The sequence below is a fragment of the Paracandidimonas soli genome (assembly GCF_004342005.1).
Taxonomy (GTDB): domain Bacteria; phylum Pseudomonadota; class Gammaproteobacteria; order Burkholderiales; family Burkholderiaceae_B; genus Paracandidimonas; species Paracandidimonas soli.
The window spans coordinates 19,472-39,298 of the sequence record NZ_SMBX01000002.1 but is presented as its reverse complement, the minus strand read 5'-3'; the positions used below and the strand labels follow the sequence as shown (position 1 = coordinate 39,298).

The 19,827-nt window shown below is 63.4% G+C and carries 17 protein-coding genes; 5 read left to right on the top strand and 12 right to left on the bottom strand.

Annotated features, from left to right (window positions below; translation table 11 throughout):
- The first annotated feature begins 100 nt into the window (after positions 1–100).
- Entirely contained in the window at positions 101–655 is a 555-nt protein-coding gene (gene efp, locus EV686_RS03885) for an elongation factor P (RefSeq protein ID WP_132473767.1), read from the top strand.
- A gap of 62 nt (positions 656–717) precedes the next feature.
- On the opposite strand, the gene EV686_RS03880 is transcribed toward efp, so the two are convergent.
- From EV686_RS03880 to EV686_RS03840, 9 genes are all read right to left on the bottom strand, one after another.
- Positions 718–2,292, bottom strand: a complete 1,575-nt coding sequence (locus EV686_RS03880; protein ID WP_132473765.1) for an MORN repeat-containing protein — start codon at positions 2,290–2,292, stop codon at positions 718–720.
- A gap of 10 nt (positions 2,293–2,302) precedes the next feature.
- Positions 2,303–3,427, bottom strand: a complete 1,125-nt coding sequence (locus EV686_RS03875) for a hypothetical protein (protein WP_132473763.1) — start codon at positions 3,425–3,427, stop codon at positions 2,303–2,305.
- A 46-nt stretch (positions 3,428–3,473) separates the two neighbouring features.
- Entirely contained in the window at positions 3,474–4,286 is an 813-nt protein-coding gene (locus EV686_RS03870) for a hypothetical protein (RefSeq protein ID WP_132473761.1), read from the bottom strand.
- 285 nt (positions 4,287–4,571) lie between these two features.
- Positions 4,572–5,057 (bottom strand): DUF1178 family protein, encoded by a 486-nt coding sequence (locus tag EV686_RS03865; RefSeq protein ID WP_132473759.1) that lies wholly within the window; start codon positions 5,055–5,057, stop codon positions 4,572–4,574.
- Between the two features lie 111 nt (positions 5,058–5,168).
- Positions 5,169–6,992, bottom strand: coding sequence for an ABC transporter ATP-binding protein (locus EV686_RS03860; protein ID WP_132473757.1), 1,824 nt, complete (start codon positions 6,990–6,992; stop codon positions 5,169–5,171).
- A complete protein-coding gene (locus EV686_RS03855; protein ID WP_132473755.1) occupies positions 6,989–8,437 on the bottom strand; it encodes an ABC transporter permease in 1,449 nt (482 codons plus the stop codon). Before EV686_RS03855 ends, EV686_RS03860 begins: the two co-directional genes overlap by 4 nt.
- Before the next feature lie 12 nt (positions 8,438–8,449).
- On the bottom strand, positions 8,450–9,427 hold the full coding sequence (locus tag EV686_RS03850; RefSeq protein ID WP_132473753.1) for an ABC transporter permease: 978 nt from the start codon (positions 9,425–9,427) through the stop codon (positions 8,450–8,452).
- Complete coding sequence (locus tag EV686_RS03845) at positions 9,424–11,613, bottom strand: ABC transporter substrate-binding protein (RefSeq protein WP_243650737.1); 2,190 nt, start codon at positions 11,611–11,613, stop codon at positions 9,424–9,426. Before EV686_RS03845 ends, EV686_RS03850 begins: the two co-directional genes overlap by 4 nt.
- Positions 11,614–11,771: 158 nt before the next feature.
- Positions 11,772–12,353, bottom strand: coding sequence for a thermonuclease family protein (locus EV686_RS03840; RefSeq protein ID WP_132473751.1), 582 nt, complete (start codon positions 12,351–12,353; stop codon positions 11,772–11,774).
- 134 nt (positions 12,354–12,487) lie between these two features.
- On the opposite strand from EV686_RS03840, the gene EV686_RS03835 reads away from it, so the two are divergent.
- A complete protein-coding gene (locus EV686_RS03835) occupies positions 12,488–12,862 on the top strand; it encodes a DUF423 domain-containing protein (RefSeq protein ID WP_132473749.1) in 375 nt (124 codons plus the stop codon).
- Between the two features lie 116 nt (positions 12,863–12,978).
- Here the strand turns inward: EV686_RS03835 and EV686_RS03830 are convergent, their stop codons facing one another.
- On the bottom strand, positions 12,979–13,965 hold the full coding sequence (locus EV686_RS03830) for a quinone oxidoreductase family protein (RefSeq protein WP_132473747.1): 987 nt from the start codon (positions 13,963–13,965) through the stop codon (positions 12,979–12,981).
- Positions 13,966–14,071: 106 nt separating this feature from the next.
- Between EV686_RS03830 and EV686_RS03825 the strand changes: the two genes are divergently transcribed.
- Entirely contained in the window at positions 14,072–14,932 is an 861-nt protein-coding gene (locus EV686_RS03825) for a DMT family transporter (RefSeq protein WP_132473745.1), read from the top strand.
- A gap of 68 nt (positions 14,933–15,000) precedes the next feature.
- Here EV686_RS03825 and EV686_RS03820 read toward each other — a convergent pair whose 3' ends face one another.
- Positions 15,001–16,170, bottom strand: a complete 1,170-nt coding sequence (locus tag EV686_RS03820; protein WP_132473743.1) for an enolase C-terminal domain-like protein — start codon at positions 16,168–16,170, stop codon at positions 15,001–15,003.
- Positions 16,171–16,358: 188 nt separating this feature from the next.
- Here EV686_RS03820 and EV686_RS03815 point away from each other — a divergent pair, with 188 nt between their 5' ends.
- The gene (locus EV686_RS03815) at positions 16,359–17,129 is read left to right on the top strand and encodes a GntR family transcriptional regulator (protein WP_165972490.1); all 771 of its coding nucleotides are present in this window, start codon (positions 16,359–16,361) and stop codon (positions 17,127–17,129) included.
- A gap of 223 nt (positions 17,130–17,352) precedes the next feature.
- Here EV686_RS03815 and EV686_RS03810 read toward each other — a convergent pair whose 3' ends face one another.
- A complete protein-coding gene (locus tag EV686_RS03810) occupies positions 17,353–18,852 on the bottom strand; it encodes a helicase HerA-like domain-containing protein (RefSeq protein WP_132473739.1) in 1,500 nt (499 codons plus the stop codon).
- Between the two features lie 212 nt (positions 18,853–19,064).
- Between EV686_RS03810 and EV686_RS03805 the strand changes: the two genes are divergently transcribed.
- Positions 19,065–19,805 carry a YebC/PmpR family DNA-binding transcriptional regulator gene (locus EV686_RS03805; protein WP_132473737.1) on the top strand — a complete coding sequence of 247 codons (741 nt, stop codon included), beginning with the start codon at positions 19,065–19,067 and terminating at the stop codon, positions 19,803–19,805.
- Positions 19,806–19,827: the final 22 nt, after the last annotated feature.

Here is a 19,827-nt window from a genome sequence, read left to right as displayed (position 1 = left end):
AAAATGCCAGGTTTCACACAGCGCGAGCTGCGTCACGACCGGACAACCATCGCTTCACAGGTCACTTCGCAGCCCCCCATCCCCGGAGTCATCTAAGTTTATGAAAACCGCACAAGAACTGCGTGTCGGCAACGTTGTCCAGGTTGGCGGCGAAGCCTTGGTCGTCCAGAAAGCCGAATACAACAAGTCCGGCCGCAACGCCGCCGTCGTGAAGCTGAAGTTCAAGAACCTGCTGACCGGCAGCGGCAGCGAAGCCGTGCACAAGGCCGACGAAAAATTCGACGTCGTCCTGCTCGAGCGCAAGGAATGCACGTACTCCTACTTCGCCGATCCCATGTACGTTTTCATGGACAGCGAGTACAACCAGTACGAAATCGAAGCCGACAGCATGGGCGACGCCCTGAACTACCTGGAAGAAGGCATGGAAGTCGAAGTCGTGTTCTACAACGAGCGCGCCATTTCCGTCGAGCTGCCCACCATCGTCGTGCGCGAAATCACCTACACGGAACCCGCCGTGCGCGGCGACACCTCCGGCAAGGTGCTCAAGCCCGCCAAGATCAATACCGGCATGGACATCAACGTCCCGCTGTTCTGCGAGATCGGCGACAAGATCGAAATCGACACGCGCACCGGCGAATACCGCAGCCGCGTTTAAGCAGATATCTGCATACGCCGCATACGAAGCGGGCCTCTTGCGAGGCCCGTTTTTCTTTTCACTTATTGCTTGAGATATTCGGTACCGCCGATATTCAGGACGCGCCCATTGAATGAGCACGCCGAGCTGCCGCCCGGCATGGACTGGCGCCGGATCACCCTCCCCCCGGCATCCTTGTAGACAGCCTCGTCGTAGGTAAACTGCAAGCTGTCGCGCTCCCCTCTGTAGGCGAAGTTCACTTCGAAGAAATACCGGGTCGACCCGCCAGTGGTCGCCTGCCAGAAGTGTCCTCGTCCATTCCCGTCGAAACGGATTCGGCTCAGATTGCTCGAAGTGGCGAACTGGCCATTCAGGGCCGAGCAGCCGTCGGGCGGCGCAGAGGATGCCGAAGCGGAAGCCGCGGCGAGCGCCGGCTGCGCCGCAGGCGGCGCGGGGACGGCCGGGCTGGCTTGCGGGACCGCCTGCTCAGCCGCCACGGCGGCGAGCTCTTCGGCTTGTTTTACCGCATCGGCCAGACTGCTGCTGCGCCAGCCGACCTTCTTTTTGTACTCGACTGCGGATGCGATCCGCTCGCCTTCGAAATAGTGGCAGGATGTTTTCCTACCCTGGGGCAGCACGCAATCGTAGCTGCCGTCGAAGGCCGAAGTATCCATGCCGGGGACACCTTCGATATTGGTGCCGTCGGCCAGGCCCAGCGAACCTGAGCCTTGCGGCGCATCATCCTTGAACGAGCCTGTCCAGCGCCGGCCATCCGGATAGTTCATGACGCCCTCTTTCGGGCCCATGCCTTCATAGGCGCCATGAAACTCGCGTCCGTCCTTGTACCGGGTAGTGGTGTCCGGAGGAACTTCTCCGCTTGCAATATCGTAGCCTTCGATCTGGCGTCCGTCGTCAAACACCGGTTCACCGGCCAGCTTGCCGTCTTCCTGGACGACGGCTTCTTCGACGACCGCAATCCTTTCGTCGCCTTTATACAGCGTCAGCCGGCCTTTGTCCGCGGGGGCATTGTTTTCGCGCGGACCTTCATAGCGTCCCGTTATGCCGGGAATGAGCATGACGGGCAGCGGATTGAAGGTTTGGCGGATGCCTATTTTCCGCGTGGGAACCGATGACCCGGCCTCCTGGGCGGCTTCTTCCTGCTCCAGGACATCCACCTTGTTGCGAAGCATGGAAATGCGCACGAACACAACCGTGGGCTGGCCGGCCTTGATTTGCACGAAGCCATCGTACACAGGCTTATCTCCGAGCGTAACGCTCACATGATAGTGATCGGGCCACAGGTCCGCCTGCATGTGCTCGCCCGCCTGCATCACCGCTGAAAGCAGCGGCTTGAATCCCTTGTTGAATTTTGCGCTCAGTATCTGGATACGCCAGCCATGGTAGTCGCCCCAGCCGGTATCCTCGAGAATGAAATGCAGACTGCCCGGTGCATACCGATTCGCAGCCGGGGGATTCGCCGGCTGGACCAGGGCGGGCGCGGGGGCCGCCTGCCCGGAATGGGCAGGCACGGCTGTCGGCGCAGGTGTGCGAAAAGCGGAGTGGATGCTTTCCAGCGTTTTGCAGCCGCCCAGCAGGCCGCATGCAATGAATAGTGGCGCGTAGCGATAGCCGACGCGCAGGTTTCTTGTTTTTATCATGGCGTTCCTGTCAGTCCGTGCATTGCGGCGTACCGCAGCCGCTGCTGCAGAGCCCTTGAACCTTGCTGAAATCATTCACCATATTGCAGGCGTAGATGCGGGTCATCTCTTTCTTGGCCGCCAGGCATGAGGCGGTCTTGTAGCTGATCGACACTGTGGAAGACTGGCCGCTTGGGCAGCTGAAACTGTACGAGGTCGTCTGCCCCGGAGTGCTTGCCGCCGCACCAGGACGACCGGAGACTGCGGAGACAGCCGAAGCCGATCGCAGGTTGGCGCCGGTAGCGGCGCCAGTCGCATAGCTGCCTGATTTCTCGCGGGTCAGGCTGGCCAGGGCGTCGGTTTGCCCCTGGCTCATGACGTCCTTGAAAAGCGCCGTGCCTATTTCCATGCGGTCCGCGCCGGGAATATCGGCGGAAGCCAGCATGAGGCCGCCAAGGCCCAATGCCAGCAGTTGTCCGAAATTGAACATCGATTTTTCGGACGCCTGGGCTTCGCGGGCAAGGCGCAGCTGCTCTTCGCGATAGTTCGCGACTTGCCGCTGGTAGCGTTGTTCGATGCGCTCCAGATAGGCCGGCGTAGCCTTGATGAAATACAAAGGCGTGGCATAGAAGCTGTTTTCCGCCACGTAGATGCCGGTGTCCTGCACGCCATCGTGGCGCGTAAAGGAGCCGATCATGACGAACGTGGCCGAAGAAGGCGCCCTGCCGCCTTGCACGGGCGGATCCTGGAAATACAGGAAATCCCCGCGGTACAAGCCGTTGTTGGCTTGCGCGACGCCATAGTGGAAATTGGACTGGTAGCTGCCTTTATCGTAGGTATAGCGCTTGGCCTGCGTATAAGGGTCTTCGTGTATTTTCCAGCGGCCTTCGAATACGTCATTGCCTCTGCTCATGACGCCTTCGACCGGCGACATGTCCCCGCTGCGCAAGCGGTAGGCGAACGTTTCCGGGCTCAGGGTGTCGCCTTGCCGGAGCTGCTCAAGCCTGCTGGCCTGTTGCTGGCTGCGTATTTCCCGATCCGCCGCCAGCTTGGCGCGCTCTTCCGCCGTGTAATGGGCATAAGGGTCGTAGGCGGTCACGCAGGCGCCAAGACTCGATGCGGTCAGGAGCAGGACGGTGAATTTCGAAATGCGCATGGATAATCTCCGATCGTGCGTCGCTGCAAGGCTCGCAACGCGGCGATCAGGTGTCTGGGCACTCGACGGCCTGGATCATTTGTCCGTTTTGAAAGCACAGCTTGCCCATGCCCATTTTTATGACGCCTGGATCGAAATTTTCTATCCAGCCATGCTGCTGATGGTTCTTGTACCTGGCGCGAGTGGCGAGCTTGCCGTCGTTATAGTGGTCCCTGACGACGCGATCGCTACCGATCGCCCGGCTGACGATTGTCATTGCGCCTATAGGCGATCCACCCGACCATGAGAAATCCACTGAAGGGCTTGCCGGCACGGAATCGCTGTCCAGGCTCTGATAGTAGACGGAATAGAAGGGAAGCTTGGGATGTCCGCTTTTTACCTCGATCAGCTCTCCGGAACTCAGGCGATTGAAGCTGGTCGTCAGAGTCCAGCGGGAAGTAAGATGTTCGCCTACGGGATTGCCTTTGATGAACACGCCCGCGGAGCGCTGTTTGTTTTCCGTGGTAACGACTATCGTGTCGAACACGACACGAACCTTCGTTTCAGTCATGTATTCCACCGGCCCATTGAACATGCCGCCCTGAGGGCAGGCTCCTGACAGTACGGCCATCCGGGAGACTTCGGGCGGCGGCTCGGCTTCCAGAAGGTGCGCCATTTTGGCGTAGGCGAGAGGTCCGGCAGTCGCGCGAGTAATGCCTCCATGGTCGAGCGGACATAGCGTACCCTGGCTCAAGTCGAAGAATGCGGGGCCGGCATCGATGGCGCGGGCCAGATCGTTCTCCGCTCGGCCGATAAGCGCGGACGCATCGGGATCAGCCACAGGCGGAAGGCGCTTGCCTTGCCCGTAGGCGCTATTCATGGAAAGCGCCATGCCCATGGCAAGGCCGGCTGCGCCCAAGGGGCGAAGTGACTGGATAACGCGCGCGATGCGGAATATCGGCATATTCGTCCTTGACGGCATGAGCGTGACGAAACGAGATGCCGTCCAGTCTATGACATGCCAAAAGATGGAAATCCGGTAATGCAAAATACTGCTGCCCGGAGCATCATAGTGACAGTTTTTTTATTATGCAAGCATTTTGATACAAACTGTCTGACGAAAAAACGGGACGGGAGCAGCCCGTGAAACGCGCGAGTGCAAACGCTACTGCATCCTGTCGTCGTCGAGAAAGTCCGGGATCGGCACGACCTCGATGCCGTCTTCCGCCAGGGATTCGCGCTCCTTGCGGGTTGCCGTGCCCCGGATGGCGCGTTCTTCGCTTTCGCCGGAATGAATGCGCCTGGCCTCTTCCGCGAAACGGTCTCCCACGTTTTCCGTGGCCCTTACGGCCGCGCGCAAATGCCTGAGCAGCCTGGCCTGCATCTTCGCCATCTCCGATCCGGCCGGCACCGACATGGCGGAAATGGTTTCTCCGGACTTGGCAGCCGCAGAGCCGGTCTGCGCCTGGGCGGCGCCCTTGCCCAGGTTGATGCGCGCCGCCGACAGCTTACGTTCGATGTCGTGCCCGCCGCAGACGGGGCAATTCAGCAATCCTCGCGCCTTCTGGTCTTCGAAGGCGTCGCGGGATGCGAACCAGCCTTCGAACACATGTCCGTTGGCGCACTGCAGATCGAACACTTTGAGAGCCATGAAATCCAACCGTGGGGGCAAAATCGCAATAATGAGCGCAATGCCTTGATTGTAAAGGCATTGCATCCAGCATACGTCTCATATCCAAGCCTCGCCTGACATATATCAGTCTCAAGTCAGACGCGGCACGCTGTCGAGCAGACGGCGAGTGTGATCCGAAGCCGGCTGGCGCAGGACGGCATGGACGTCCCCCGTTTCCACCAGCACGCCTTCGTGCATGACGGCGATGCGATCCGCCAGATACTCCACGACGCCGAAATTATGCGTGATGAATAAATAGGAAACCTGCCGCTGGCGCTGGATCTGCCGCAGCAGGTCAAGTATCTGCGCCTGCACAGAAACATCCAGCGCCGAGGTCGGCTCGTCGCACACCAGGACGGCTGGATCGACCGCCAGCGCCCTGGCGATGGCGACGCGCTGCCTCTGTCCGCCCGAAAACTCGTGAGGGTAGCGGGAGGCTGCATTGGATGGCAGGCCAACATCGTCGAGCAGCGCGCGGATGCGCTGTACGCGTTGCTGCCCCGACCAGTCCGGCTGCAGCGCCCGCATGCCCTCCTCCAGGCTGTCGCCGACCGTCATGCGCGGATCCAGCGACGCATAGGGGTCCTGGAACACGACCTGTATGGATCGCCGCAGCCGGCGCAATACCGCGCCCTTCGCCGCCAGCAGGTCTTCTCCCGCCAGCGATGCCCGGCCCCGAACCACTGCCGAGCGCTCCAGCAATCGCAGCAGCGCCTTGACCAGCGTCGTCTTTCCGCATCCCGATTCACCCAGCAGCGCCAGCGTCTCGCCCCGCGCCAGATCCAGGGACACGCCGCGCACCACATCCCGGCCAGAAGCGCGTCCACGCCACCAGGCCCCCGGCTGCAGATAGGAGACGTGCAGGTCGCGGACGGACAGCAGCACAGAGCCCGGCTCCGCCTGCCTGCTGCCGGCCGCCGCTCGCGTCACAGCAGCATCGCCCTCGGGCTGCGCCGTGCCGGGCAGGCCATCCAAGGCCTGGGCAAGCGCCTTCCAGGGATCTTGCCCAAGCCGGGTCGATGCCTCGGGCGTGAGCGGGCGCCCGCGCTTTTCATAAGTGGGGATGGCGTCCAGAAGTTCTCTCGCATATGGATGGGAAGGATCCTGGAAGAACTCCCGCGCCGGCTGCGTGGCGACGATGCGGCCATGGCGCATCAGCGCGACGTGGTCCGCCACCGTGCGCACCACGGCGAGATCATGCGTGATCAGCAGGATGGCCAGTCCCATCTCCCGCTGGATGTCCTGCAGCAGCTCCAGCACCTGCGCCTGCACGGTCACGTCCAGTGCGGTCGTAGGCTCGTCCGCGATCAGTACGGCGGGACGTGCGGCCAGCGCTATGGCGATCATGATGCGCTGTTTCTGCCCGCCGGAGAACTGGTGGGGATAATCCTCCAGCCGTGCCGCCGCGTCGGGGATGCCCACCCTGTCCAGCCACCATTGCGCGCGCTCCCGCAATGCGCTTCCCCGCAAGTCCGTATGCTGGCGGAGCATCTCCATCAGCTGGCTGCCCACTGTCATGACGGGATTCAGGCAACTGGCCGGCTCCTGGAAAATGATACCGATCCGTGCCCCGCGCACCTGACGCATGATCCGTTCCGGCAATGCATTGAGCTCGATGCCGTCCAGGAAGGCCTGTCCGTCCGACAGGAACACGCCTTCGGGCAGCAGGCGCAGCAGCGCCAGCGCCGTCATGCTTTTGCCGCAGCCCGACTCGCCCACCAGAGCGAACGTCTGGCCGCGCGACAGCGTCAACTGCAAGGCGCTGACGGCTTGCTTCGTGCCGTCGTCGCCCGCGATGTCCACGCAAAGATTTTTCACGCAGAGCACAGGCTTGTCCGGCGCGCCTGCCTGATTGCTTTCAGGCAGGCCTTCGGATACGGGAAAGAGTGCGTCCCTGTCTGTCTGCCCGCTCATGCGCCCGCCTCCTTGTTGCCCCGCCGGAACCGCCCGACGCGAAAGCTGCCGGCCAGGCGCCGGCGGCGCGGGTCGAATGCCGTCTGCACAGCATCGGCGAACAGGTTGGCGGACAGCACCAGCGCCAGCAGGAATGCGAATGCCGCGCCCAGGTTCCACCAGATCATGGGGTCGCGCGACATTTCCAGCCGCGCCGCATCGATCATGGTGCCGAACGACGGTGTGCTGGGATCCACGCCGATGCCCAGGTACGACAGCACGGCCTCGTACAGCACCAGTCCGGAAAATTCCAGTGTCATGGTGATCAGCACGATATGCATGAGATTGGGCAGGATGTGCCGCCGCATGATCGTCCAGTGCCCAACACCGAAGGCGCGCGCGGCCTGTACGTAGTCCAGCTCGCGCAGCTTCAGGGTTTCCGCGCGCAGCATGCGGCACAGTCCGGCCCAGCCGGTCAATCCGAGGATCAGGCACAGCAGGAACAGGCGCAGGTCGGCGCGCGCCGCCATGGAATCGAACAGGTCGGGATGGGTATCGATATACACCTGCATCATCAGCACGCACGCCGCGATCAGCAGCACGCCGGGCACCGAGGTCAGCGTCGTGTAGAGGTACTGGATCAGGTCGTCGATCCAGCCGCGGAAATAGCCGGCGGCGATGCCGAAGAAGATCGCGGGCGGCAGCATGGCGATGGTCGTCAGCGAACCGATCACCAGCGCCGTACGCACGCTCTTCAGGGCCATCCACAGCACATCGTTGCCGGTGCGGTCCGTCCCCATGACGTGGTAGTGCGTGCCCAGGCACAGGACCAGCGCAATGCACAGGCCGAGCAGGCTGAAGGTAATCCATATCGCCCGCCAAGGCTTGTCTGTGCGTCCCCTGAACCAGTCCAGCCGCGCGGCCTTTCTCCCCCCCGCACGACACAGGCTGAGCAGCACAGCCATCAGCAGGCTGGCCAGCAAGGCGTAGACGACGGCCATCAGCGCCCGCTGCCGCAGGTCCGCGCCGTGATCCGACTCCTGCGCCAGGTGCGCGCCGGCATGTACGAGGCGCTGGAAGTCCCGCACAGGCTCGCCGTCGATCAGCCGCGTCTCCTTGGTGAACTGCCGCACGGCCAGCGGCGCGGAGTACGTCGTTTCCCGCTGCCCGATGGACAGGCCCGACAGCACGTCGTCCAGCACGGAGCGGGTCACCGGGGAATGCACCCTGGCCAGGCTGCCTTCCATCGCGGGCAGCAAGGGGCGATAGTGCACGGAATCCAGTAGTCCCACCAAGGCGAAAAAGGCCAGCACGACAGCCGCGCACATGGCCGACGGCGTACGCGCCACACTGGCCCAGGCCATGCGCAGCGCCGGCAGCCGGCGCGCATGCCGCGCATACAGCAGCACGGCCGCCAGCATGACGTACAGGAAGACATCGGTCCAGAGGAAAACAAAAGCCGGCATGGTTCCCCTCCCCTATTCGAACCGGATCCGGGGATCCGCGAGCGTGTAGGAAATATCGGCCAGGATCAGGCCGATCACGTACAGGGTCGAGCCCAGGAACACCATGGCCCGGACGATGGAGAAATCCTGCGCATTGATGGCGTCGATGGTATAGCTTCCCAGCCCCGGGATGCCGAAGAAGGACTCGGTGATCAGGCTACCCATGAACAGCAGCGGGATAGCGGACACGGTGCCTGTCAGGATGGGCAGCATGGCATTGGGCAGCACGTGGCGGAACAGCACGACGCGCTCGGCCAGCCCCTTGGCCCGCGCGGTGCGTACATAATCCCGCGAGATTTCCTCCAGGAACAGCGTGCGGTAGAAACGCGACTCGCCGCCCATGCGCGAGATTATGCCCACCAGGACGGGCACGAACAGGAAGCGCAGGCTGCCCCAGCCCTCGATATAGCCGGAATACGGAACCCAGTTGAGCACCTTGGCGAACAGCCATTGCCCGGCAATGATGTAGAACAGTCCGGAAATGGACAGAAGGATCACGCACAGCACCACGCCGGCGAAATCCAGCGCCGTCCCCCGGAAGAACACCATGCCCAGCGCGAATGCCACGCATACGCCCAGCCCCAGGATGAAGGTAGGCAGGGCCAGCGCCAGGCTGGGGCCCATGCGGTTGCGTATCTCGCGGCTGATGGAGTGTCCGCCATCGGAGAATCCGAAATCCATGACCAGCAGAGGCACCGAACGCGCGTAGAACACGGTATCGGTCAACTTCTGCGCGCCCTGCGCCTGCGCGTTGTACCAGAGCGGCTTGTCGTATCCGCGCTCGCGCTTCCAGTTGTCGATGGCCTCCTGGCTGACGCGCTGCCCGCCGATGGCCAGGCGCGCCATGTCGTCCGGCGTGTTCACGGCGAAGAACAGCACGAACGTCAGCAGGTTCACGCCGATCAGGACCAGCACGCCGTACAGCAGGCGCCGGAGAATATAGCGCATCATGATGGCCCGCCTCCCTTTTTGTCGCCGCCAGGCAGCGCCGGGCGCGACTCGCGCCTGCGCACCAGCCATGCGCCTGCGGCAACAACCACGGCCAGCACGCCGATCAGCAACGGCAGCGGCCACCATGACGGCGCATTCCATCGCCTGACGCTGGCGGCCCGCGCCTCGGGATCCAGGCGGTAGTAGCGCAGCATGTCGCGCACCATCAGGCTGGGCTTGGCATTGTGGACCCAAGCCTGGAAGGCGCCGCCCGCCATGGGATAGAAGCCGAACATCCACGGCGCATCCTCCTGGACGATGCGCACCATGCGGTCCACGGTTTCCGCCTTTTCCGGCCCGTCGTCCTGATAGCGCATCTGCTCGAACAGCCTGTCGTATTCAGCGTTGCGGTAGTTCGTTGCGTTCTCTCCACCCTTGTCCGCCTTGGAGTGCGGCCCGTACAGCAGGAACAGGAAGTTTTCGGGATCGGGATAGTCCGCCACCCAGCCCATGATGAACATCTGCGCCGTGCCGTTGCGCATCTTGTCCTGGAAGCGGTTCCAATCGGTGGCCCGCACTTCCAGCTGCACGTTCAGCGCGGCCATCTGGCGGCGCATCCAGTCCAGCATGGGACTGGAGCCCATGCCGCCGGTCGCGTCAAAATACAGGATCAGGGGCGCCCCGGTTTGCGCATTGCGGCCATCCGGATAGCCGGCTTCGCGCAGCAGCCGGCGCGCCTCGTCCAGCGGCTTGCGTACCGGCCTGCCGTTCTCCACGTCGTACAGGAAAGGATTGGGGTTTTCGTCCGGAGGCTGGTAGCCCAGCACGCCGGGCGGCACCGGCCCGTGCGCGACCTCGGCCTGCTCGTTGCGGAAGATGGTGACGTACTGTTCCCAGTCGAACGCAATGCTCAGGGCGCGCCGCAGCTTGCGATTCTTTTCCTGTTGCTCCGGGCTATCGCCCTGCCCCACGACCGGATCCTTCCAGTTGAAGCCCAGGTAGAATACCTGCGCCTCCGTCGTGTTCACCAGCTGGATGCCGCGCTCGTTATAGAGCGACGCCTTTTCCGGAGAGTCGTCGGCGGCCACGCGCATGGCGACGCCGTAATCGCTGCGGCTGATCTCGGGGATGTCGTAATAGCCCTGCAGGAACTTGCCCATCAGCGGCACGCCTTCCTTTTCCAGCGTCATGACGACACGATCGATGAACGGCGTGGGCTTGCCGCAATCGTCCAGCCACCCCGCCGCACGGTCCCGCTCTTCTCCTTCGCAGGGATAGGGCTCGTTGCGGTAATTCGGATTGCGCACCAGGACGTGCCGGCGATTGCGCAACGACTCTTCCAGCATATAGGCGCCGGTTCCCACCGGCCATGTCTCCATGGCGAAGCCCCGCTCCGCCATGCCGGGCTGCAGATAGAAACGCTCGGCCTCCCACGGGATGGGGGCGGTGAACGTCATGGCCAGCCAGTAGCGGAACTGCGGATACTTGCCGATGACCCGTATCCTGAGCGTGTGATCGTCCAGCGCTTCCACGCCCTCGAAGCCATGCTCGCGCAGATCCAGCCATTCCCGCCCCTTTCCAGGCCCGTCGGCGTCCAGCGCCCTCAGACTCTCTCCGTACGCGCGCATGCCGACGACATGCTCCGCCATCAGACCGTAGACCGGAGAAAACACCCGGGGGCTGGCCAGCCGGCGAAACGCATAGACATAATCGTGCGCGGTCAGCTCCCGGCTGCCCAGGGCATCAAAGTCCGCGATCCGCTCGAGCCCCGCCAGTTGCTCCGGCGTCATCGGCCAATAGACATAGCTGCCATCCCCGCGCTGCGCAAACGCGGGATGGGGCTGGAACCGTATGCCTGGCTTGATGGCGATGTCGTAGACGCTGACGGCGACCTCGTCGCCCGGGGCGTCCTCCGGCAATTCCCCGCCCTGCGCATCGTAATAGCGCGGCTCGACCAGGGACACGGCCGTTCCCGCCTCCAGGCGGTAGGGACGCGCCAGGTAGGAGTAGCGGAACAGCGGTTCGTAGATGGAATAGGTGAACGGCGTCTCATCCGCCGAATAAGAGCCGGCCGGATCCAGTGTCTTGGGCGAGCTCTCGGCGAAGGCGGTGTAAAGCGTGTTTTCCTGGAGTTCGCCGAGCGCGTAGGGGCTGTTGACGGGCTCCTGCGTGCAACCTGCAAGAAGCGCCGCAAAAAATACCCCCACGCTGCGCCTTCGGCTTGCTGCCCCCCGAGGGGGCGCTTTTTGCCTAGGGAGCGGCCCGGCAGCAAAAAAGGCCGCGCCTGCGAAACGCCGAAGGCTGCGGCGCAAGCGGGAAGCGAACGCGGCGATTCCCTTGCAGTAGCGAGACGGACGCATCGGATTCAGCAACGCGTTTGCCTCCAGCATTCGTAGCGCCAGACCCAGGGCGCGACAGGATCGCGATCGCGCCACAGTCCAAGGCGCTGGTCGCGCGCCTGCCGTTCAAGCCCGCCGATGGTGGGATCGCGCAGGAATTTTCCCTTGCCCTCGCGGTTGGCCCATGCCATGCCGCTGGCGACCAGGCGCTGGTTCGCCGTGCCCCCGTCGGGCAGCGGCACATCGCAGATATGGCGCTCGAAGCGATCCTGCTCGAAGCAGCGCAGGCTGAGCTTTTTACCGGCGATCAGATCCGACAGCGCCTCGCGCGAAGCATTGGCGAACGGCTGGCCCGGCTGCTCTCGCGAGTGCGTGGTTTCGGGAGCATCGATGCTGGCCAGGCGCACGCGCTCCTGGCGTTTTCCGGACAGCAGCGTGAAGGTATCGCCATCGGCCACGCGCACGACCTCGCCCGCCAGCGTATAGGCGCCCTGGCTGTCGGCCGCCGGTGCGCCGGCCTCCTGCCGCGCATTCAGCATGCCGGCAAGTCCGGACACCAGCACCAGGCCGGCCGCCCACGCATACGATCGCCACCGCTTCCGGTTCATTCTTCTTCCATGTTCAGGCAATGGCCGCGCCCAAATCGCGGCAAGTGCTAAAGTAACAAAAACTCGGCCTTCTGTGCCGTTTCCGCCGTCCGCATGCGAAGAGAAATCACTGCCGGAATCATAAAGGAGTCTCGATGAACGAGCGTCGTATCGCCGCTGTCGGCGCCCTTGCGCTGATGATCGCCGTCGGAACCGGCGCGTTTGGCGCGCATGCGCTGCGCCGCGTGGCAAGTCCGGAAATGGTGGCGGTCTGGCAGACGGCCGTGCTCTATCAGTTGGTGCATGGCCTGGGGCTGCTGGCCATCGCGGCGCTGCTGCCGCGCTTTTCCTCCAGGCTGCTGCCCGCCGCCGCATGGCTGATGCTGATCGGCATCGTGCTGTTCAGCGGTAGCCTGTATGTGCTGGTGTTGAGCGGCGTTCACTGGCTGGGCGCCGTCACTCCAATCGGCGGCAGCGCCTTCATCGTGTCCTGGCTGCTGGTGGCGCTGGCCGCGCTGCGGTCACGCTGACAGTTGGCCGAAGCGCAAGCATTCAAGCCGTCTCTCCACATCCCGCCATGCAAAGACCCTAGAGCACCGGAATCACAATCAGGGACTCTAGGGCCGGTCGCCGCCTGTTGCGAAGATCAATCCAGCGTCAAAATAGTCGCTCCAGTCGTCTTGCGGCTTTCCAGGTCGATATGCGCCTGGGCGACGTCTTCGAGCCGATAACGCTGGCCGATGTTGATGCGGATTTTCTTCTTCTTGATCATGTCGAACAGCTCATCGGCCGCCGCCTGCAGCTTTTCGCGCGTATTGACGTGCGCCGCCAGCGTGGGGCGCGTGACATACAGCGAGCCCTTGGCCGCCAGGATGCCAAGGTTCACGCCTTCGACGGGGCCGGAGGCATTGCCGAAGCTGACCATCAGGCCGCGCGGCTGCAGCGAATCCAGCGAGGCCAGCCAGGTGCTCTTGCCCACGCCGTCATAGACGACAGGCACTTTTGCGCCATTGGTCAGTTCCAGCACGCGCGCCGCCACGTCTTCCCTGGTGTAGTCGATGGTTTCCCATGCGCCGTGCGCCTTGGCGAGTGCGGCCTTTTCGGGGCTGGACACCGTGCCTATGAGCTTGACGCCCAGGGCCTTGGCCCATTGGCAGGCGATCAGGCCGACACCGCCGGCCGCGGCGTGGAACAGGATGGTCTCGCCGCCCTGCAGGCGGTAGGTCTGACGCAGCAGGTATTGCGCCGTCAGGCCCTTGAGCATGGCGCCCGCGGCCTCTTCGAAACTGATCTGCTTGGGCAGCTTGACGAGCTGGTTAACCGGCATGTTGCGGGCTTCCGCATACGCGCCGATCGGACTCTGGCCATAGGCGACGCGGTCTCCCACCTTCAGGTGCTTGACGCCGGAGCCCACGGCCTCGACAATGCCCGCGCCTTCGAAACCCAGGCCATGCGGCAGATCGTGCTTGTACAGGCCCGTCCTGAAATACGTATCGATGAAGTTCAGGCCCAGCGCCTTCTGGCGGATGGTGACTTCGTTTTCCTGCGGGGCGGGTACCGTCACCTCGACCAGTTCGAGGACTTCCGGACCACCGTGCTGCTTGATTTGAATGGCTTTGACCTGGGTTCCCACAGCGATCTCCTTGGCTAAGACTGCATGCTTATGCAATGATGCCGCATAGTTTATCGCCGAATCGCATTTTTATATATGCCGCGGCGGCGTATTTTCACAGCTTTCCATGACTCGAAAACAAGCCTTGCTCTCCATTCACCTGTCGGCGATTCTCTTCGGGCTGACGGGGATTTTCGGCGAGCTCATCCATGCCAGCGCCTCCATGATCACGGCCGGCCGCGCCGGCTTCGCCTGCCTTGCGCTGTATGCCTTCATGCGCTGGCAGAACCAGCCCCTGATGCGCGGCGTGGACGGCAGGACATTCCTGCTGCTGGCCTCGGCCGCGCTCATGCTGGCCGTCCACTGGGTCACATTCTTCATCGCCGTGAAGGTGGGCGGCGTCGCCATCGCCACGCTGGGCTTCGCCAGCTTTCCCGCGTTCATCACGCTGTTCGAGCGCTTCGTCCTGAAAGACGCCGTCGGCACGGAGGAATGGCTGATCCTGCTGCTCGTCACTGTGGGCCTGCTGCTGGTCACGCCGTCGTTCGACTTCCAGGATGAAGCCACCGTCGGCCTGGGCTGGGCGGTGCTGTCGGGCCTGACGTTCGCGCTGTTCACCCTGCTCAACCGCGTTACGTCCTCGCGGCTCGCCGCGGAGCAGGCGGCCTGCTGGCAGAACCTGCTGGTGCTGCTGCTGACCCTGCCCTTCGTTACGGACGATCCGGCCGGGCTGGGCGCGATGGACTGGATGTGGATCGCCATGCTGGGCGTATTCTGCACCGGCCTGTCTCATTATCTGATGGTTGGCAGCCTGTCCGTGCTGAATGCGCGCAGCGCCGGCATCATCATTGCGCTGGAACCCGTGTACGCCATCGCGTTCGCCGCCCTGCTGTTCGCGCAGTATCCCTCCGTGCGCATGCTGCTGGGCGGCGCGATCATGGTCGGCGCCATCATATGGTCGGGGCTGAGAAAACACGCCCCGGCATAATGGCAAGAAGGCCCGGACCGCATCCGGCCTGGCCTTGCCTGTGCGGCGCCTGGCCGCGAAAGCAATAATTACTCTACAACCACCGTCGCCAGCTTGCGCGATGCGATCAGGGCATGGTCGTATTCCACGCCGACGCCCGGAAGCTGAGGCACGGGCAGCGTGCCGTCCTTGGCGATGGAGTGATAATTGTCGTTGTAGCCGCAGGTATAGACGAGCGGCGACGGATCCTCCATGGCCGGCGATACGTTGGCGACCTCGTACCAGGAGGTGTTCTGCATGGCGGCGATCAGGTGCCTGTGCACGGGGCTGGGACCGTGCGGCTCGACGTTGACGCCGATGGACTCGGCGAAGCGGATGGTCTTGAGGCATCCGGTCACGCCCAGGTCGTACCGGACATCGACGCGCAGCAGGTCGGTGCCGCCATTGAGCAGGAAGTCCGCCTTGGCCTCCGGGCCAGGCACGTGCTCGGTCTGCAGGATGGGGATGTTCAGCGCCTCGCGCAATTGCTTGTGCGCGTGGATGCCGATGCCCAGCGGGCGCAGCGGATCTTCGTACCATTTGAAGCCGGCATCCTCGCACGCCTTGCCGACGTAGATCGCATCCGACAGCGAATCGAATACGCAGGCGGGATCCAGCATAAGTTCCACCTTGTCGCCCAACACCTTGCGCAGGTTATGGACGTTCTCGGCCTCTTCGCGCTTGTTGCCCTCGTGCCAGCTGTGCATCTTGAAGCCGCCGAAGCCAAGATCCAGCACGCTGCGCGCAAAGTCGGCCACGGCCTCCTTGGAAGACAGGTTGCCCAGCCTGTCGCCGTTGTGGCAGGAGAAATAGGCCGGGATGTTCTTGCGGAACCCGCCCAGCATCTGGTAGAGCGGGACGCCGTAGGCCTTGCCGGCCAGATCCCACAGCGCGGTGTCGAGGAACGATAGACCATAGTTGTGCGCCGGACGCGCAGCGCGGCGCGCCTTGCGGAAGATTAGCTCGCGCTCGTGCCATTGATGGCCGATGGCGCTGCGCGCCGCTTCCACCGCCTGCTCGGGCGCGCCCGCCATGGTGAAATCAACATACTCGCCCGTCAGTCCGTCCTCGGTATGCACCTGCACCAGCAAGCCCTTGCGATCCGTGACCACGTCCGGCTGATAGACCAGCGAACCGGAGATCGGATAGTTGTAGTCCCGGGCGAAATTCGGGCAAGGCAGCGTGAAAGTCGTGACTTCCACTTTTGTGATGCGTGACATGAAGCAGGCCTCCTGGTGATTGGCGATGAGTGAGTATCCAGTGCGCGGCGCTACCGTCCGCTCGCTTGATGTACAGGATTTTGATCCAATAATATAGGATCGTCAACAAAATCATGCATGATTTTGTTGAATGTGCACACGATCCTGATGATAGAATCGGCGCGGCAACATGTGAGACAGGAGAAAACATGGTTTCCGGCACAAAGCAGGCGGCAGCGGGAACGCAGGACAAGCCAAAGCGCCTCTCCCTGGCGGACAAGACCTATGCTGTGCTGAAGGAGCAGATACTCGACCAGCGCCTGGCGCCCGGCGCCCGCCTGAACATTGATGCGCTGGCCCGCGAACTGAATGTCAGCTCCTCGCCGCTGCGCGAGGCCCTGTCGCACCTGGAAGCCGAACGCCTGGTGAACTACGCCACCAATACCGGCTACTCGGTAGCATCCAGCCCCACGCCGCAATTCCTGCGCGATCTGATGGAATACCGGGCCGTCACCGAAGGCTATTGCGCCCGCATCGGCGCCGCCACGGCGACCGAGGAAACGATCCAGGCCATGAAAGAAACCGAGCAGGACATGCGTGCGATGCGCGAGCTCGGTTCCAGGTTTCGCGACTACAAGGAATACACGGAACTGGACAGCCTCTTTCACGGGCTGATCGTCGACAGCGCGCGAAACGAGGTCCTGTCCATGACGTACCGTTCCATGCATGCCGTGCTGACGCAGGCCCGCATGTCGCTGTTCCGCGATGCGGGCAGCATCGGCTCGGATGCCGCCATCGAAGAACATGCGGAAATCGTGCGCGCCTACGAAAGCCGCGACGGCGCGCTGGCGGAAGCCGCCGTGCGCAAGCACCTGAAAGGCTCCCAGGACCGCATGTTCGAGGCATTGCAGCGCAGGCAGGGACTGGACAATCCGCCTCTGCCGAGGTGGGCTCCCGGCCAGGACGCGGGCTCCCGCTGAAACCCGGGGCGGAAGAAAGCCCAGTCCCGCCGATACAGGTGCGCCGCCGGACCTAGGGCCTGTTAACACTAAAAGGAGCCTGCTCACCCTGCGGGCTGGCTGGTTATCGGGCAGCATGCGTCGTTGCCCAGGCCTTGCGTGGAACCACCACGCGGCGACCTGTGCGCCTAGCCTGCCGCCCGATAACCAGCCAGTGTGAGGCTCCTTTTAGTGTTAACAGGCCCTAGCGCTTGCGCCCTACCAGCGAACCCAGCACGCCGCGCAGCAGCTTGCCCGCCTCGCGCCGGACCATGCTCTTGACGGTGGACTGGACCAGCCCGTCGCGCTTGCCGCCGCGTGGTCCGGTCGAGCCGAACAGGAAATCGTTCACGGTGCCCAGCAGCCCGCTATCTCCCGCCTGCTGCGCCGCCTTGGCGGATCCCTGGGACCTCTCTCCCGCGCCTTTCTCGGCGCGCGCCAGCAGGATTTCATAGGCCGACTCGCGGTCCACCGCCTTGTCGTACTTTCCCCCGAACATGGAGCCATTGCGCAGGGCCATGCGCTCGACATCGCTGGCCGGTCCGATGCGGCTGCCCGGCGCCAGCATCCATACCCGTTCCGTCACGGACGGCTGCCCCTTTTCGTTCAGCATGGACACCAGCGCCTCGCCCACGGCCAGCTCGGTAATGGCCGCCTCGATGTCCAGCTCCGGATTGGGCCGCATGGTCTGCGCCGCTGTGCGCACCGCCTTCTGGTCGCGCGGCGTGAACGCCCGCAGGGCATGCTGGACGCGGTTGCCCAACTGGCCCAGCACGGTCTCCGGGATGTCCAGCGGATTCTGCGTGACAAAGTACACGCCCACGCCCTTGGAGCGAACCAGCCTGACGATCTGCTCGATCTTCTCCAGCAGCGCCTTGGGCGCGTCGCTGAACAGCAGGTGCGCTTCGTCGAAAAAGAAAACGAACTTGGGCTTCTCGGGATCGCCGATTTCCGGCAGGTTTTCGTACAGTTCCGCCAACAGCCACAGCAGGAATACGCCATACAGGCGCGGCGACTGCATCAGCCGGTCCGCCGCCAGGATGTTGACCACGCCCTGCCCGCCGGCGTCTGTGCGGATCAGGTCGAAAATGTCCAGCATGGGCTCGCCGAAGAACCGGTCCGCCCCCTGGGATTCAAGCTGCAGCAGGCTGCGCTGGATCGCACCTATCGACGCGGCCGATACGTTGCCGTAGCGCGTACGCAGTTCCCCCGAGCGCTGGCCGACCTCCTGCAGCATGGCGCGCAGATCCTTCAGATCGAGCAGCAGCAGGCCTTCCTCGTCGGCCACGCGGAACACGATGTTCAGCACGCCCTCCTGCGTGTCGTTCAGCTCCAGCATGCGGGCGAGCAGCAGCGGCCCCATGTCCGATACGGTGGCCCGCACGGGATGCCCTTGCTCTCCGAAAACGTCCCACAGCGCGGTGGGGCAGGCGCCCCATTGCGGCTCGGGCAGGCCCAGCTTGTCCAGCCGCTCCTGCAGCTTGGGATTCATGGATGCCGCCTGCGAAATGCCTGTCAGGTCTCCCTTGATGTCCGACATGAACACGGGCGTGCCCATGCGCGAGAAGGCCTGCGCCAGCAACTGCAGCGAAACCGTTTTCCCCGTGCCGGTGGCGCCGGTGATGCAGCCATGACGGTTGGCCAGCTTCGGCAGCATTTCCACGGTCGCATGGGAGTTCTTTGCGATGACGACGGGGTCGGACATGAAGCACCTTGAGATGGGTTGAATACGCATGCCGGCCAGCGCAGGCCGGACTTCCGTTGCCGGAGCATAACGCCGAATAGCGGCAGACCGCCAGCGGTAAGAGACCGTTATGCAGGATGGGCGTCGCTGTGCTCCGCCCTTCCTACGGGAAGCCTGCCTCATCGGGTAAAATCCCTGTTTTACCCATCTATTCAGCAGATTGAGGAATTTTAATGGCCGGACACAGTAAGTGGGCGAACATCCAGCACCGCAAAGGCCGCCAGGATGCGAAACGCGGCAAGCTCTGGACCAAGATCATCCGTGAAATCACCGTGGCCGCCCGCGCCGGCGGCGCAGACCCCGACACCAACCCGCGCCTGCGCATGGCCTGGGACAAGGCCACCGCGGCCAACATGCCCAAGGACAACATCATGCGCGCCATTTCGCGCGGCGCGGGCGGAGACGACGGCAACAGCTACGAAGAAATCCGCTACGAAGGCTACGGCATCGGCGGCGCGGCTGTCCTGATCGACTGCATGACCGACAATCGCCAGCGCACCGTGTCCGAGGTGCGCCATGCGCTGACCAAGCACGGCGGCAATCTGGGCCAGGACGGCTGTGTCGCCTTCCAGTTCAAGCACTGCGGCCAGTTTCTGTTCGCGCCCGGCGCATCCGAAGAGCAGATCATGGAAATCGCGCTCGAAGCCGGCGCCGAAGACGTACAGACCGACGAAGACGGCCTGATCGAGGTCACATGCCCCCCTTCCGACTACACCGCCGTCAAGGCGGCCTTCGAAGCGGCCGCGCTGGTCCCCGAAGTCCAGGACGTCGTCATGAAGCCGCTGACCGAAACCGAACTGACCGGCGACGACGCCATCCGCATGCAGAAAATGCTCGATATGCTGGACGGCCTGGACGACGTCCAGGAAGTCTATACCACAGCGGTCCTCGACGAATCCGCCGCTTCCGATTAATCACACGCGCAGGTCTGCCCGC

Coding starts and splice junctions, on each gene's coding strand:
- efp (WP_132473767.1), top strand. CDS start 101: ATGAAAACCGCACAAGAACTGCGTGTCGGCAACGTTGTCCAGGTTGGC.
- EV686_RS03880 (WP_132473765.1), bottom strand. CDS start 2,292: ATGATAAAAACAAGAAACCTGCGCGTCGGCTATCGCTACGCGCCACTA.
- EV686_RS03875 (WP_132473763.1), bottom strand. CDS start 3,427: ATGCGCATTTCGAAATTCACCGTCCTGCTCCTGACCGCATCGAGTCTT.
- EV686_RS03870 (WP_132473761.1), bottom strand. CDS start 4,286: ATGAATAGCGCCTACGGGCAAGGCAAGCGCCTTCCGCCTGTGGCTGAT.
- EV686_RS03865 (WP_132473759.1), bottom strand. CDS start 5,057: ATGGCTCTCAAAGTGTTCGATCTGCAGTGCGCCAACGGACATGTGTTC.
- EV686_RS03860 (WP_132473757.1), bottom strand. CDS start 6,992: ATGAGCGGGCAGACAGACAGGGACGCACTCTTTCCCGTATCCGAAGGC.
- EV686_RS03855 (WP_132473755.1), bottom strand. CDS start 8,437: ATGCCGGCTTTTGTTTTCCTCTGGACCGATGTCTTCCTGTACGTCATG.
- EV686_RS03850 (WP_132473753.1), bottom strand. CDS start 9,427: ATGATGCGCTATATTCTCCGGCGCCTGCTGTACGGCGTGCTGGTCCTG.
- EV686_RS03840 (WP_132473751.1), bottom strand. CDS start 12,353: ATGAACCGGAAGCGGTGGCGATCGTATGCGTGGGCGGCCGGCCTGGTG.
- EV686_RS03835 (WP_132473749.1), top strand. CDS start 12,488: ATGAACGAGCGTCGTATCGCCGCTGTCGGCGCCCTTGCGCTGATGATC.
- EV686_RS03825 (WP_132473745.1), top strand. CDS start 14,072: ATGACTCGAAAACAAGCCTTGCTCTCCATTCACCTGTCGGCGATTCTC.
- EV686_RS03820 (WP_132473743.1), bottom strand. CDS start 16,170: ATGTCACGCATCACAAAAGTGGAAGTCACGACTTTCACGCTGCCTTGC.
- EV686_RS03815 (WP_165972490.1), top strand. CDS start 16,359: ATGGTTTCCGGCACAAAGCAGGCGGCAGCGGGAACGCAGGACAAGCCA.
- EV686_RS03810 (WP_132473739.1), bottom strand. CDS start 18,852: ATGTCCGACCCCGTCGTCATCGCAAAGAACTCCCATGCGACCGTGGAA.
- EV686_RS03805 (WP_132473737.1), top strand. CDS start 19,065: ATGGCCGGACACAGTAAGTGGGCGAACATCCAGCACCGCAAAGGCCGC.